Raw genomic sequence first — 14075 nt, forward strand, 5'->3', positions numbered from 1 at the left:
ACCAACAAGGCAATCTTTCCAGTGTCAAGTATTGCGTTTTGCCGCTGGCGCGGAATGACTTTTCTGCGAAACGTCATTCCGCGCCAGCTTTTTGTTTGCGCATGATCTCCGGGCAAACGCTTCGCGTTGGTCCCGAGGGAAAACCGGTGCCCACTTTGCACTGACGTGGCCCTCCGGGTCCGGTTCATGCGCTACTGACATAGCGCCCTCGTCACGTAATTTTCGTTCTTGCAGTCGCCCGGCTGGCGCTTGTAGCCCGGCAGGTACACTTTCGGCGAGCATTTCTCGGCAGCATCGGTGTCGAGGCTCTTGCCTTCCTTGTAACCCTTGCTCTGGCACAGCCGGTCGGCGCCGGCCTTGCAGTCCGGCGCGCCGTTGGCCGACACGAGACACGCCGCCCGCCCGCTCACCATGGTCGAGGGCTTGGCCATGTTCGACAGGCTCTGGCCGGCGTCCTTGGTGCGCGCGTTGAAATCGTCGATGGTCTCGCTCGGGCTCTTCAGCGGCGGCAGCAGCGATTTGGATTTCTCGAACAGCTTGCCGATCTCGTTGATCAGGCCCGGGTTCTCGTCGCGCGGCGGCGAGGGCTCGATCTGCTGCCGCTCGGGCTGAGCCGGCAGGGGTTGCTGGGCCGGCGACTGCAGGCCGAGCGAGGGCGGAGGCGCGGCCTGCGGCCAGGCGGCTTCGGGAGCGGTCGCCAGCATGGATGCGACGAGGCTCGCCGTCGCAAATTGCGGCCCGAATAATGTGAACAGACGGCCGCTTCGATCGGACATGACACGAACGTAGCCTGAAGCCGGGATGCCGGCCAAGCGCTAGATCAGCGTAAACGCGATCGAGATCAGCGTGAACGCGATCTAGATCAACTTGAACGCAACGACGAAACCGAGCACCAGTACAACCGCCCCGATGGCGACCCACAGGCCGAGTCGCTTTTCCAGCTCGCTCCGGATCAGGTCGCCGTAGCGGTTGAGCAGGACGGCGACAATGAAGAAGCGCCCGCCGCGCGCCACGACGGAGCACAGGATAAACAGCCAGATATTGTAGCCCGCGAAGCCCGAGGTGATGGTGACGAGCTTGTAGGGGATCGGCGTCAGGCCCTTCAGCAGGATGATCACCGCACCCCACTCGGCATAGGAGGCCCGGAAGGTCTCGACCTTGTCACTAAGGCCGTAAAGGGTGATGAGCCAGTGCCCGATCGAATCGTAGAGCAGCGCGCCGATCGCGTATCCGACCACACCGCCGGCGACGGAAGAGATCGTGCAGACGGTCGCGAACCACCATGCCTTCTTCGGCCGCGCCAGCGACATCGGCAGCAGCATGATGTCGGGCGGAATCGGGAAGAACGAGCTTTCCGCGAAGGATACGGCCGCCATGATCCACAGCGCGTAGGGCTTGTCAGCGGCGTCGATGCACCAGTCGTAGGTCCGTTTCAGCATGGCCGCATGAACCATCATGCGGCGGATTTGTCCATGCCGGAAAAGGACGGAATTCGAGAGGAATTAGTGCCGTTTACGCAAGGAGCGGCCTTCCAGCGCGACAATTCGCCGCCGGACCACGGGGGACGCCGTCGCCTTGGACAACTCCTTGGGCAAAGTCTTCGGCAAAGCCTTGGCAGGTGGCGCCCTGGCAGGTAGCGCCTTGTTCGCCAAAGCTTTGGGCATTTTGACCGCCGACTTCGGCAGCTTCTCGGCGATGCCGAGCATATCCTCGCGCCGCTCCATTTCGCGCCAGACGTCCTCCGGCTTCACGCCGGCCGAAGCCCACAGGACGGTCAGGTTATAGAGCAGATCGGCACTCTCGCGGACCACCGCCTCGGTCTTGCCGTTGACGGCGTCGATGACGACTTCGATGGCTTCCTCGGCAAGCTTCTTGGCCATCTTGGAGGGGCCGCGCTGAAACAGCCGCGCCGTTCGCGACGTGGCCGGATCGAGATCCTTGGCTGCGATGACAGCCTGATAAAGCCGTTCGAGCGAATCACTCATTCTCTGAACCTAACGCAAAGCCGTGGCGAGCGTGTTAACGGCCGCCCCTGCAACCATAAAAAAACCCACCGGCCGGGACGGCCGGTGGATTCATCTTAACGGTTGCGATTTTAGCGGTCGCGTTTACCAGCCGTGATAGTAGTGCCTGCGGCCGTAGTAAGGGCCAGGCGAGTAATAGCCCGGGCTGCCGTAATAGGCCGGGCCGCCGCCATAGTAGCCGCCGCCATAGTAGCCATTGTCATAGTAGTAGTCGCGGCGGTTCTGGGTGGCCGCGATCGCGAGCCCGGTGCCGACGATGCCAGCGAAGGCCGCCGCGGCCGCGGCACCGCCGCCGCCACCTCGATAATACCTGCGGCGCGCGCTGATATCGGTTGCGTCGCTGGTCCCGGTCGACGCCGTGACGTCCTTGCCTGACGTCGCGGAGCCGGCGAAGGCCATCGACGGCTCGACTGCCGTCAGCGCCACCGCCAGGACCGTCGCCACCGCGCCGGCGCGGCCGATCGATGAAAACATACCCTTTCGCGCAAACATCTCGACATCCTCCGTGGAAGCTGGCCCGACAGGCCTCAGATAGCTAACCACAGAGCGAATACTAGGTTCCCCAATCCGAACGGCAGCTGAACGATCCCTGGCAAAATCGTGGCAGTCATCGACCGTTCAGGTTAGATGCTGCAGAATGGCTCGCCCAAGGGCGATTCATGCCGTTGGCGATGTCACGAAGCAGTCATCGCCGACGCGGCAACTTGTCCCACCTCGTGCTGATGTAATCTCGATGCGTGCTGTCAGGACCAAGGCCATCCGCTCCCGCCTGAGCGTTCTCTCGAGTATTCTCTTGGCTTCCCTTGCCGGGCTGTGCGCAGTTGCGGGCATCATGGCGAGCAATGTCCTGGCCGCGGACGACCCCCGGCCTCCGCTTGCGATCCAGTTTTCGCTCGATCGTCCGATCGATGCCGCAGCCTCCCCTTTCGTGATGGCCGCAGCCGGCGGCCTGTTCGGCGCGGAAGCGCTTGCGGTCACGATCAACATCGCCAGTGGATCGTCGGATGCGATTGCGCGCGTCGCGGCAGGCACCAGCGATTTTGCGCTGGTCGACATCAACGCGTTGATGCGTTTTCGCGACAAGGACAAGCAGGGCGGCCCCAGGATCAAGGCGGTGTTCGTCCTGTCCAACAAGGCGCCCTATGCCATCATCGCCCGCAAGAGCCGCGGCGTCCGCGCGCTGACTGACATCGAGGGCAAGAATCTCGGCGTCGCCGAAGGCGATCTGTCGGTCCGGCTGTGGCCGGCGGTGGCCCACCAGAACGGCATCAAGATCAAGAGCGTGAAGCAGAGCAGCATCAGCGCCGCGGTGCGCGAGCCGATGCTGTCGGCAGGCCAGATCGATGCCGTGACCGGATTCTCCTATCTGTCGGCGATCAATTTGAGGGACCGCGGCGTGCCGGCCGACGATCTGGCGGTGCTGAAATTCGCCGACTATGGCTGCGAGGCCTATGGTTTCGCCGTCATCGTCAATCCGGCGCTGGCGGCCGCCAAGCCCGAGGCGGTGAAGGGATTCGTGCGGGCCGTGATCGGCGGCCTTAATCTTACCGTCAAGGACCCTGCAGGCGCCGCGACCGAAGTCGCCAATCGCATGGACGGCGGTTCAAAGGACCTCGAACTCGAACGCCTGCAAAGCATCCTGCGCGACAACATCCTGACCAGCGAAGTGAAACGCAACGGCATCGGCGCGATCGATCCGGCGCGATTCGAACGCTCGATTGACCAGGTCGCGGAAGATTTCAAGTTTCAGAAGCGGCCGCAGGCCTCCGACATCTTCGACGACCAGTTCCTGCCGCCGCTCAACGGTCGCGTGATCAATTGAGTAAAATGTAACTCCTCATGGCGAGGAGGCGCCAACGGCAAAGCCGTTGCGCAGGGATGAGGTCGGTGGGCGTGTTGTCCGCAAGCGATTAGGGATAAAAGCGATTGAACAAAATTCATCCCGCTCTGGTTCTCCACCGCGATCCCTGATTAGTATAGTGGCCGCTGATCGCTTCCTTTGAGTCCTTATCCGAATGTCCATGCTGCGCCTTTACACCCGTGTCCTCGAGCTGCTCGGCAAGGAGGCGCGGCTGGGCTGGATTCTCGCCGTCGCCAACCTGCTGCTGGCCGGCGCGCAATTCGCCGAGCCGGTGCTGTTCGGCAAGATCGTCGATGTGCTCTCCGGCAAACCGCAGACCGGCCCGCTCGCCTCGAACTCGGCCTGGCCGCTGCTGGCGGCCTGGGTGGCGTTCGGCCTGTTCACCATCGGCTGCAGCGCCATTGTCGCGCTCCACGCCGACAAGCTGGCGCACCGCCAGCGCCAGGCGGTGCTGACGGATTATTTCGAACACATCATGCAGTTGCCGTTGACTTTCCACACCGGCACCCATTCCGGCCGGCTGATGAAGGTGATGCTGAACGGCACCGACTCGCTCTGGCGGCTTTGGCTCGCCTTCTTCCGCGAGCACTTTGCCGCCATCCTGTCGCTGGTGGTGCTGCTGCCGCTCGCGCTCTACCTCAACTGGCGGATGGCGATCCTGTTATTTGTGCTGTGCGTGGTGTTCACCGTGCTGACCACGCTGGTGGTGCGCAAGACCTACGGCATGCAGAGCGAGGTCGAGGCGCAGTACAGCGATCTGTCTACGCGCGCCTCCGACGCGCTTGGCAATGTCGCGCTGGTGCAGAGCTTCGTGCGGATCGATGCCGAAGTTCAGGGCTTGCGCTTCGTCGCCGACAAGCTGCTCGCCGCGCAGATGCCGGTATTGGGCTGGTGGGCGCTGGTCACCGTCATCACCCGCGCCTCCACCACCATCACCGTGCTCGCGATCTTCACCGTCGGCATCTACCTGCACGCACAGGGACAGACGACGGTCGGCGAGATCGTGATGTTCGTGAGCTTCGCGACCATGCTGATCCAGAAGCTCGAACAGGTGGTGAGCTTCATCAACAGCGTGTTCATGGAAGCGCCGCGTCTGCAGGAATTCTTCGACGTGCTGGACGCGGTGCCTGCGGTGCGCGACCGGCCCAATGCCATGGATACCGGGCGTCTCTCCGGCCTCATCGAATTCCACGACGTCTCGTTTTCCTATGACGGCAAGCGGCCCGCGGTCGAAGACGTTTCGTTTACCGCGCTGCCCGGCCAGACCATCGCCCTGGTCGGCCCAACCGGCGCGGGCAAGTCGACGGCGATCGCGCTATTGCACCGCGCGTTCGATCCGCAATCCGGCATCATCAAGATCGACGGCATGGATATCCGCGGCCTGAAGCTGACGGCACTACGGCGGAACATCGGCGTGGTGTTCCAGGAGGCGCTGCTGTTCAACCGCTCGATCGCCGAGAATCTGCAGGTCGGCAAGCCGGACGCCACCGAGGAGGAAATGCGCCTCGCCGCAAGCCGGGCGCAGGCGCTGGAATTCATCGAGCGCAGCGACAAGAAATTCGAGACCCATGCCGGCGAGCGCGGCCGCATGCTGTCCGGCGGCGAGCGGCAACGCCTGTCGATCGCACGCGCGCTTTTGAAAGACCCGCCGATCCTGATCCTCGACGAGGCAACCAGCGCGCTCGACGCGGTCACCGAGGCCAAGGTCAATGCGGCCCTCGACGAGGTGATGAAGGGCCGCACCACGTTTGTGATCGCGCACCGGCTTTCGACCATCCGCAACGCCACCCGCATCCTGATGTTCGACAACGGCCGCGTGATCGAAAGTGGAACTTTCGATGAACTGGTGGCCAAGGGCGGACGCTTTGCGGAACTCGCGAAGGCCCAGTTCATGGTGCAGCAGAGCCCGCGCGCCGGAATCGAGGCCAAATAGGGCCTGCGTGAGCGCCATCACGGTTTAGACATTGCCGAATTTGCGACGATTTCGTCCACGATTTAATTACCCGGCCTCTGTTCTGGCCCGCCAAGCCGGTATAGGTTTGCGCCTTGCCGCGAAGCGACGGTGCCGGACACGCTTGAAACCCGAACGTTAGATCTCGAGGACCTCCTTTTCGAAGGCGGGTCTCAAAGGACCGGAACGGAAAAGTGCATTTTCTTCGCCTGCTGCCACGCCATTCGTCGTTGAACTGGATTTTCCTCGTGGCGGCGCTTGCCGTCATGACGCCGCGCGCCGTGCACGCCGAAGCGCTGCTGGTCGTCGAAGCCGATACCGGCAAGGTCCTGCAGGCCGACAACGCCACCATGCCCTGGTATCCCGCCTCGGTGACCAAGATCATGACGGCCTACGTCACACTGAAGGCGGTGAAGGAAGGGCGTCTGTCGCTCGACACCGTGCTGACGGTGTCGCCGGTCGCAGCCTCGCAGTCGCCGTCCAAGATGGGTTTTCGTCCGGGCATTCAGGTCACCGTCGACAACGCGCTGAAGATGATGATGGTGAAGTCGGCCAACGACATGGCCGTGGTGCTCGCCGAAGGCGTCGGCGGATCGGTCGACGGCTTCTCCGGCATGATGAACCAGACCGCGCAAAAGCTCGGCATGACGCAGACGAGCTACGTCAATCCCAACGGCCTGCCGGCAGACGGACAGATCACCTCGGCGCGCGATCTCGCGATCCTGGCGCGCGCGGTCATTCGCGACCTGCCGGAATACGAATATTTCATGCAAATTCCCTCGATCCGTTACGGTCGCAGGGTGACGCAGAATTTCAACAAGCTGATCGGACGCTATCCGGGCGCCGACGGTTTCAAGACCGGCTTCATCTGCGCTTCCGGCTACAATCTGGTCGCCTCCGCGACACGCAACGGCAAGCGGCTGATCGCTGTCGTGCTCGGCGCATCCTCGGGGCAGGCGCGCGCGGTTCGCGCGGCGCAATTGCTGGAGCGCGGCTTCGGCGGCAACGGGCTGGGCTGGCTGAAGCCCGCGCTCGGCACCGTCGACAGTCTGGTTCCGATCGATGCGACGCCGCCGAACCTGCGCGAAGAGATGTGCAACGGCAAGCGCAAGCGGCCGGCCACCGACGAGGACGAGGACGTCGTCGCTGCCAATGCCAGCGCTTCGGGTGGCGAGAGCGCCGTGACGTTCTTCACCGCCGGACTGCAGCCGCCGATGGCCAAGCCCTCGGACTTGATGGCTGCGGCGGCCGCGCCCTCAGAGCCGATCCCGGTCTATACCGGGCCGACCAAGACCGGCCCCGCCTTGATCGCGGCCGTTGCGGCGGACACCGAAAAGCAGACGCCGGCAAGGCGCGGCAAGACATCGAAGATTGCAGCGAAGAAGCCCGCCGCCGCCCCCAAGGCTGAAGCCAGCGCCAAGCCGGCCGCCAAGCCGGCGGCGGTCAGGCATGCGAACGCCAGGCCGGAGGCCGCTGCCAAGCCGGCTGCCACGGCCGACAGAAAGCCAGCCGCCAAGCCTGCCGCCGCCGCCGCCGGGGACAAGCCCGCGCCGAAGCCGGCCAAGCCGAAGGCCGCCGCCAAGCCCAAAGGCGAAACCAAGCCGGCTGGTTAACGGGCCGCGAAGCCGCGCAATAAGGCAGTTTTCTCGGCCGTTCGAGCCGCTATTTTAGGTCGATGAATGCGTCGATAGCGCGCAGCCGCTTGCCATCGGCGGCGGCATTCACAATACTGCCGAAAACAAGGCGTGCCCGGCCAGGAAACAGGGAAACAACCAGAGGGGAAATACCATGGAGCGGATCTGGCTCAAGCAATATCCGGCCGGCGTGCCAGCCGATATCGAGGTCACTCAGTACTCATCGCTGGTCGAGCTGCTGGAAGAAAGCTTTGCGAAGTTCGCCGACCGCAAGGCGTTCATCTGCATGGACAAGTCGATCAGCTACCGCGACCTCGACGACATGTCGGCCGCGCTCGGCGCCTATCTGCAGAGCAAGGGCCTGCAAAAGGGCGCCCGCGTCGCGCTGATGATGCCGAACGTGCTGCAATACCCGGTCTCGACCGCCGCCGTGCTGCGCGCAGGCTACGCGGTGGTGAACGTCAACCCGCTCTACACCCCGCGCGAACTCGAGCATCAGCTCAAGGATTCCGGTGCGGAAGCGATCATCGTTCTGGAGAATTTCGCCACCACCGTGCAGCAGGTGATCGCGAGGACCGCGGTCAAGCACGTGATCGTCGGCAGCATGGGCGACCTCCTTGGCTTCAAGGGCGTGATCGTCAATCTGGTGGTCCGCAAGGTGAAGAAGATGGTGCCGGCCTGGTCGATTCCGGGCGCGGTCTCGTTCAATGATGCGCTCGCCGCCGGCCGCGGCAAGAAGCTCGACAAGCCGAAGCTCACGCTCGATGACGTCGCCTTCCTGCAGTACACCGGCGGCACCACCGGCGTCTCCAAGGGCGCCACGCTGCTCCACCGCAACATCCTCGCCAACGTGCTGCAGAACGACGCCTGGCTGCAGCCGGCGCTGAAGAAGCCGCCGGTTGTCGACCAGATGATCATCGTCTGCGCGCTGCCGCTCTATCACATCTTTGCACTGACCGCGTGCTACCTCCTGGGAGTGCGCGCCGGCGGCACCAATCTGCTGATTCCCAACCCGCGCGACATGGCCGGCTTCGTCAAGGAGTTGTCGAAGTACCAAGTCAGCTTTTTCCCGGCCGTCAACACGCTCTACAACGGCCTGTTGAACACACCGGGGTTCGACAAGCTCGATTTCTCCAAACTGAAGATCTCCAATGGTGGCGGCATGGCGACGCAAAAGCCCGTGGCCGAGAAATGGCTGAAGACCACCGGCTGCGCACTGTCGGAGGGCTACGGCCTGTCCGAGACCTCGCCGACGCTGACCTGCAATCGCGCCGACATCGAGGAGTTCTCCGGTACGATCGGCCTTCCGGTCCCCTCGACCTACATCTCGATCCGCGACGACGACGGCAAGGAAGTGCCGCTCGGCGAAGCCGGCGAGATCTGCGCCAAGGGCCCGCAGGTGATGGCCGGCTACTGGAACCGCCCGGATGAGACCGCGAACGTGATGACCGCGGACGGCTTCTTCCGCACCGGCGACATCGGCGTGATGGACGAACGGGGCTACACCAAGATCGTCGACCGCAAGAAGGACATGATCCTGGTTTCCGGCTTCAACGTCTATCCAAACGAGATCGAGGAAGTGATCGCAAGCCATGCCGGCGTGCTGGAATGTGCCGTGATCGGCGTCGCCGACGCGAAATCGGGCGAGGCGGTGAAGGCGTTCATCGTCAAGAAGGACCCGAACCTGACCGCCGACGACGTCATCAAGTACTGCGGCACGCAGCTCACCGCCTACAAGGTCCCCAAGCAGATCGAGTTCAGGACCGATCTGCCCAAGACCAATGTCGGCAAGATCCTGCGCCGCGAACTGCGCGACGAGAAGAAGGCCGCGGCGTAAGGGGCGTACGGGCTTACTGTCGATGGTTGAAGCTTCCGTCACGCCCGCCGGTATTTTGGCCTTCTGGCGTGACGCCGGCCCCAAGCGCTGGTACACGCGCAACGACGCGTTCGACGCAGAAGTGCGCCAGCGCTTTCTCGGGCTGTGGCAAAAGGCGGCGGCGGGCGACTTATCGTCATGGGAAGCAAGCGATGACGGCGCGCTGGCGCTCGTCATCGTGCTCGACCAGTTTCCCCGCAACATGTTCCGCGGCGATATCAGGACCTATGCCAGCGACGCCGAGGCGCGCGAGGTGGCGCATCGCGCCATCGAACGCGGCGTGGACACGCGGATCGATGGCGCTCTACGTGAATTCCTCTATCTGCCCTTCATGCATTCGGAGCATCTGGCCGACCAGTTGCGCTGCATCGAGCTGTCACGCGCGGCCGGTCATACCGAAAGCCTGAAATGGGCCGAACGCCACGCCGATATCATCCGCCGCTTCGGGCGCTTTCCTCACCGCAACCACATTTTGGGCCGCGCGACCACGCCAGAGGAGCAGGTCTTCCTGGACGAAGGCGGCTTTTCGCCGTGATGACGGAAGCGTGAACGGCCTCAACCGTTGCCGTTTCGCCTGGCCTGAATATTGTACCGGCCGCCTGCCCGGTCTAAGAAACTATCCGCTCATTGAGGGAGAATTGACGATGACGATCCAAGTTGGCGACAAGCTGCCGGAAGCCAAGTTTCGCGTGATGACGGCGGAAGGTCCGCAGGTCAAAACCACCGACGATATTTTCAAGGGCAAGAAGGTGGCGCTTTTTGCGGTGCCCGGCGCCTATACCGGCACCTGCCACAAGATGCACCTGCCGAGCATCTTCCTCAACGCCTATGCCATCAAGGACAAGGGCGTGAGCACCATCGCCATCGTCTCCGTCAACGACGCCTTCGTCATGAACGCCTGGAAGCGCGACACCGACCAGCGCGACGAAGCCGTATTCCTCGCCGACGGCAATGCCGACTTCACCAAGGCGATCGGCATGGAGCTCGACGCCTCCGGCAACGGCCTCGGCATCCGCTCCAAGCGCTACTCGATGCTGGTCGACGACGGCGTGGTGAAGAAGCTCAACCTCGAGCCGGCGCCGGGCAAGGTCGAGGTTTCCGGCGGCGATACGCTGCTGGGGCAGCTGTAAGCTGAATAGCCACGCGCGACACTGTCATCGCCCGGCTTGACCAGGCGATCCAGTACGCCGCGGCTTCTCGCTTCTATCACTGATGTCTCTGGAACACTTGATCACCCGCCTTCGCGGGTGATGACGGCTGTTGGCTATCGCGGCATCCCGTAGGATGGGTAGAGCGCAGCGAAACCCATCAACTTCGTTCGGTGGATCGGGATGGTGGGTTTCGCTGCGCTCTACCCACCCTACGAGCGCAATCCTACTTCCCCACCCTCTCCTGTAACCGCGCCATCGCCACGCCCTCACGCGCCAGCTGATCGGCGCGCTCGTTTTCGGCGTGGCCGGCGTGGCCCTTGATCCAGTGCCAGCGCACCTGATGCGGTTTCAGCGCGGCATCGAGCCGCTGCCATAGTTCAACATTCTTGACCGGCTTCTTGTCTGATGTCCGCCAGCCGTTTTTCTTCCAGCCGTGGATCCAGGCGGTGATGCCCTGGCGCACGTACTGGCTGTCGGTGGTGAGGTCGACCACGCACGGCTTCTTCAGCGCTTCCAGCGCCGAGATCGCCGCCATCAGCTCCATGCGGTTGTTGGTGGTGTGAGCCTCGCCGCCCTTCAGTTCCTTCTCTTTGTCGCCGAATCTCAGGATGGCGCCCCAGCCGCCGGGGCCGGGATTGCCCGAGCAGGCGCCGTCGGTGAACACCGTCACGTGAGGCAGTTCGCTCAAGCGACGCATCCTGGCTGGGTCAGGCCGTAATCGCGCACGCTCGCGACATTCTGGTGGAAGCGCAGCTTGCGGACATATTCGAGCGGGTCTTTTGGCTTGACCAGCGCGCCCGGCGGCACGTTGAGGAAATCGACCAGCCGCGTCAGCAGGAAACGCAGCGCCGCGCCGCGCGCCAATAGCGGCAGCGCCTCCTGCTCGGCCTCAGACAATTGGCGCTCGCGGCCATAGGCATTGAGCAGTGCGCGGGCCTTGGTGACGTTGAAGGAATGATCCGCCTCGAAGCACCACGCGTTCAGGCAGATCGCGACGTCGTAGGCCAGCATGTCATTGCAGGAGAACGGGAAGTCGATCAGCCCCGACAATTTGTCGCCGAGGAAGAACACGTTGTCGGGAAACAGGTCGGCATGGATGACGCCGGGCGGCAGATCTTTCGGCCAGCACGCTTCGAGATGATCGAGCTCACGCGCGATGAAATCCTGCAAGCCGGGCGCGACGCCATCGGCACGCGGGGCTGCGAGATCGAACAGCGGCCGCCAGCCCTCGACCGACAGCGGATTCTTGCGGAACATCGGAAAATCCCGCCCCGCCAGATGCATCTTCGCGAGCGCTTCTCCGACGCCGGTGCAATGGGAGGCATTGGGCCGCCGCGGCCACACGCCTTCGAGGAAGTTGATGATCGCCGCGGGACGCCCGACCAGTTCGCTGTAGACCTCGCCCTTGCGATTCCTCGCCGGCTGCGGGCAACGCACGCCGCGCTCGGCCAGATGCGCCATCAGCGACAGGAAATACGGCAGGTCATCCACCGCCACGCGCTTTTCATAGAGCGTGAGGATGAACGCGCCCTTGCTGGTATGCAGCAGGAAGTTGGAATTCTCGACGCCCTCGGCGATGCCCTTGTAGGAGAGCAACTCGCCGATGTCGTAGCCTGTCAGGAACTCCGCGAGGTCTTCGGCGGCGACGTCGGTGTAAACCGCCATCGCGACTACTCGGCGGCAGCTTCGGGCCGCAGCGAACGCGGCAGCGGGAAAAACTCGTTCTCCTCCGCGGCCGACACCGTCTCCACATGCAATTCGAAGCGCTCGGCGAAGGCGCCCATGATCTCCTCGACGATCACTTCCGGCGCGGATGCGCCTGCGGTAATGCCGAGGCTCTTGATGCCCTCGAAGCGCGACCAGTCGAGATCGCTGGCGCGCTGCGCCAGCACCGAGACCGGGCAGCCCTCGCGCTCGGCGACTTCGCGCAGGCGCTGCGAGTTCGACGAGTTCGGCGCGCCGACCACGATCAGCGCATCGACCACCGGCGCCACCTTCTTGACCGCGAGCTGGCGATTGGTGGTGGCGTAGCAGATGTCTTCCTTGTGCGGCCCGTTGATGTTCGGAAAACGCTCCTTAAGGAGGGCCACGATCTCGGCGGTGTCGTCGATCGACAGCGTCGTCTGGGTCACGAAAGCGAGGTTGTCCGGGTCCTTCGGCGTGAACGTCTTGGCGTCTTCCGCGGTCTCGATCAGCGTCACCGCGCCGGCCGGCAACTGGCCAAGCGTGCCGACCACCTCGGGGTGGTGGGAATGCCCGATCAGCAGTATTTCGCGGCCGCGCTTGAAATGAATCGCGGCCTCGCGGTGCACTTTCGTGACCAGCGGGCAGGTCGCGTCCAGCGAAAAGAAATTGCGGGCGCGGGCGTCGGCCGGAACCGATTTGGGAACCCCATGGGCAGAGAACACCACCGGGGCGTTGGTATTGTCGGGAATTTCGGCGAGTTCCTCGACGAAGATCGCGCCCTTGGTCTTCAGGCTGTCGACCACGTAGCGGTTGTGCACGATCTCGTGACGGACATAGACGGGAGCGCCATAGATGGCGAGCGCCCGCTCGACGGTATCGATGGCCCGCACCACCCCGGCGCAGAAGCCACGGGGAGAACAAAGCACGATTCTGAGGTCTGGTTTCGCTGGCATGGGCTATCTCGGGGACCGAATCACCCCTTGCCGGCGGGCAGGGAACGGCCAGTTCGTATAAGGACTTGGGACTGCTTTCGGGCTCTGTCAAGGCACTTTAGCAGACCATTGCGCCAATACCCCGGGAAGGCGTATATAGCGCCCTAATTCCCGTCATCACCGATGACCATAGGCTTCGCCTCCAAAAGAGGTGGGCGAGGCACAAAGGAGATTTGCCATGAGCAATGCACCGCTGATGCCAAAAGCGACTGCCGTGTGGCTGGTTGACAATACCGCGCTGACCTTCGACCAGGTGGCCGATTTCACCAAAATGCACCCCCTTGAGGTCCGTGCCATCGCCGATGGCGACGCCGCCCAGGGCATCAAGGGCATGGACCCGATTTCGACCGGCCAATTGAGCCGCGACGAGATCGAAAAGGGCGAAAAAGACCCGAATTACCGCCTCAAGCTCGGCGAGAGCAAGGTTGTCCTGCCGCCGGCCGCCAAGAAGAAGGGCCCGCGCTACACCCCGGTGTCGCGTCGCCACGAACGGCCGAGCGCGATCCTGTGGCTGGTCCGCAACCACCCCGAATTGAAGGACGCGCAGATCATGCGTCTGGTCGGCACTACCAAGACCACCATCGCGAGCGTGCGCGACCGCACCCACTGGAATGCCTCGACGCTGACCCCGATGGACCCGGTGACGCTCGGCCTGTGCTCGCAGATCGAGCTCGATTTCGAAGTGCAGCGCGCGGCCAAGGAAAAGCCGGTGCCTGCGGCTTACGGCGGCGCGACGCTGCTGCCGGCCTCCGAGACCACCAAGAAGGAGCCGGAATTCGAGCCGAGCGAGAAGACGGAAGACGACCTCAACGTCGACGCCGTGTTCGCCAAGCTGAAGACGATCGGCGGCAAGAAGCAGGACGACGACGAGGAATAAGGTTATCGGCTACGGCTGATGTT

Annotated in this window: 14 protein-coding genes; 7 read left to right on the plus strand and 7 right to left on the minus strand. The window is 63.5% G+C overall.

Annotation, left to right across the window (positions count from 1 at the left end):
* Positions 1–191: 191 nt before the first annotated feature.
* From IVB05_RS39705 to IVB05_RS39720, 4 genes are all read right to left on the minus strand, one after another.
* Entirely contained in the window at positions 192–704 is a 513-nt protein-coding gene (locus IVB05_RS39705) for a hypothetical protein (protein ID WP_247787341.1), read from the minus strand.
* A gap of 153 nt (positions 705–857) precedes the next feature.
* Positions 858–1439: a YqaA family protein gene (locus IVB05_RS39710; protein ID WP_247787347.1), complete on the minus strand. Its 582-nt coding sequence runs from the start codon at positions 1437–1439 to the stop codon at positions 858–860.
* Positions 1440–1502: 63 nt separating this feature from the next.
* Positions 1503–1985 carry a phosphoribosyl-ATP diphosphatase gene (hisE, locus tag IVB05_RS39715; RefSeq protein ID WP_247781515.1) on the minus strand — a complete coding sequence of 161 codons (483 nt, stop codon included), beginning with the start codon at positions 1983–1985 and terminating at the stop codon, positions 1503–1505.
* A 123-nt stretch (positions 1986–2108) separates the two neighbouring features.
* Complete coding sequence (locus IVB05_RS39720; protein ID WP_247781516.1) at positions 2109–2516, minus strand: hypothetical protein; 408 nt, start codon at positions 2514–2516, stop codon at positions 2109–2111.
* A 241-nt stretch (positions 2517–2757) separates the two neighbouring features.
* Between IVB05_RS39720 and IVB05_RS39725 the strand changes: the two genes are divergently transcribed.
* From IVB05_RS39725 to IVB05_RS39750, 6 genes are all read left to right on the plus strand, one after another.
* Positions 2758–3846 (plus strand): ABC transporter substrate-binding protein, encoded by a 1089-nt coding sequence (locus IVB05_RS39725; protein ID WP_247781517.1) that lies wholly within the window; start codon positions 2758–2760, stop codon positions 3844–3846.
* Positions 3847–4039: 193 nt separating this feature from the next.
* Positions 4040–5818, plus strand: coding sequence for a glucan ABC transporter ATP-binding protein/ permease (locus IVB05_RS39730; RefSeq protein WP_247781518.1), 1779 nt, complete (start codon positions 4040–4042; stop codon positions 5816–5818).
* Positions 5819–6102: 284 nt separating this feature from the next.
* Positions 6103–7449, plus strand: coding sequence for a D-alanyl-D-alanine carboxypeptidase family protein (locus IVB05_RS39735; RefSeq protein WP_247787349.1), 1347 nt, complete (start codon positions 6103–6105; stop codon positions 7447–7449).
* Positions 7450–7624: 175 nt separating this feature from the next.
* Entirely contained in the window at positions 7625–9307 is a 1683-nt protein-coding gene (locus tag IVB05_RS39740) for a long-chain fatty acid--CoA ligase (protein WP_247781519.1), read from the plus strand.
* 22 nt (positions 9308–9329) lie between these two features.
* Positions 9330–9881, plus strand: coding sequence for a DUF924 family protein (locus tag IVB05_RS39745; protein ID WP_247781520.1), 552 nt, complete (start codon positions 9330–9332; stop codon positions 9879–9881).
* Positions 9882–9990: 109 nt separating this feature from the next.
* Positions 9991–10476, plus strand: coding sequence for a peroxiredoxin (locus IVB05_RS39750; RefSeq protein ID WP_108512187.1), 486 nt, complete (start codon positions 9991–9993; stop codon positions 10474–10476).
* A gap of 244 nt (positions 10477–10720) precedes the next feature.
* On the opposite strand, the gene rnhA is transcribed toward IVB05_RS39750, so the two are convergent.
* From rnhA to ispH, 3 genes are read right to left on the minus strand one after another with little or no spacing between them, the layout of a single operon-like run.
* Positions 10721–11185, minus strand: a complete 465-nt coding sequence (rnhA, locus tag IVB05_RS39755) for a ribonuclease HI (protein WP_247781521.1) — start codon at positions 11183–11185, stop codon at positions 10721–10723.
* Positions 11182–12162: a homoserine kinase gene (locus IVB05_RS39760; RefSeq protein ID WP_247781522.1), complete on the minus strand. Its 981-nt coding sequence runs from the start codon at positions 12160–12162 to the stop codon at positions 11182–11184. The genes rnhA and IVB05_RS39760 overlap by 4 nt, the downstream gene beginning before the upstream one ends.
* 5 nt (positions 12163–12167) lie before the next feature.
* The gene (gene ispH, locus IVB05_RS39765; RefSeq protein ID WP_247781523.1) at positions 12168–13136 is read right to left on the minus strand and encodes a 4-hydroxy-3-methylbut-2-enyl diphosphate reductase; all 969 of its coding nucleotides are present in this window, start codon (positions 13134–13136) and stop codon (positions 12168–12170) included.
* 217 nt (positions 13137–13353) lie between these two features.
* Here ispH and IVB05_RS39770 point away from each other — a divergent pair, with 217 nt between their 5' ends.
* On the plus strand, positions 13354–14052 hold the full coding sequence (locus IVB05_RS39770; RefSeq protein ID WP_247781524.1) for a cell cycle transcriptional regulator TrcR: 699 nt from the start codon (positions 13354–13356) through the stop codon (positions 14050–14052).
* The last annotated feature ends 23 nt before the right edge of the window (positions 14053–14075 follow it).

Origin of the sequence: Bradyrhizobium sp. 170, assembly GCF_023101085.1 — a bacterium.
Classification (GTDB): Bacteria; Pseudomonadota; Alphaproteobacteria; order Rhizobiales; family Xanthobacteraceae; genus Bradyrhizobium.

Bases quoted from the DNA above. Each gene is read 5' to 3' on its own strand.
- IVB05_RS39705 (WP_247787341.1), bottom strand. From the start codon at position 704: ATGCTGGCGACCGCTCCCGAAGCCGCCTGGCCGCAGGCCGCGCCTCCG.
- IVB05_RS39710 (WP_247787347.1), bottom strand. From the start codon at position 1,439: ATGCTGAAACGGACCTACGACTGGTGCATCGACGCCGCTGACAAGCCC.
- hisE (WP_247781515.1), bottom strand. From the start codon at position 1,985: ATGAGTGATTCGCTCGAACGGCTTTATCAGGCTGTCATCGCAGCCAAG.
- IVB05_RS39720 (WP_247781516.1), bottom strand. From the start codon at position 2,516: ATGTTTGCGCGAAAGGGTATGTTTTCATCGATCGGCCGCGCCGGCGCG.
- IVB05_RS39725 (WP_247781517.1), top strand. From the start codon at position 2,758: ATGCGTGCTGTCAGGACCAAGGCCATCCGCTCCCGCCTGAGCGTTCTC.
- IVB05_RS39730 (WP_247781518.1), top strand. From the start codon at position 4,040: ATGTCCATGCTGCGCCTTTACACCCGTGTCCTCGAGCTGCTCGGCAAG.
- IVB05_RS39735 (WP_247787349.1), top strand. From the start codon at position 6,103: ATGACGCCGCGCGCCGTGCACGCCGAAGCGCTGCTGGTCGTCGAAGCC.
- IVB05_RS39740 (WP_247781519.1), top strand. From the start codon at position 7,625: ATGGAGCGGATCTGGCTCAAGCAATATCCGGCCGGCGTGCCAGCCGAT.
- IVB05_RS39745 (WP_247781520.1), top strand. From the start codon at position 9,330: ATGGTTGAAGCTTCCGTCACGCCCGCCGGTATTTTGGCCTTCTGGCGT.
- IVB05_RS39750 (WP_108512187.1), top strand. From the start codon at position 9,991: ATGACGATCCAAGTTGGCGACAAGCTGCCGGAAGCCAAGTTTCGCGTG.
- IVB05_RS39760 (WP_247781522.1), bottom strand. From the start codon at position 12,162: ATGGCGGTTTACACCGACGTCGCCGCCGAAGACCTCGCGGAGTTCCTG.
- ispH (WP_247781523.1), bottom strand. From the start codon at position 13,136: ATGCCAGCGAAACCAGACCTCAGAATCGTGCTTTGTTCTCCCCGTGGC.
- IVB05_RS39770 (WP_247781524.1), top strand. From the start codon at position 13,354: ATGAGCAATGCACCGCTGATGCCAAAAGCGACTGCCGTGTGGCTGGTT.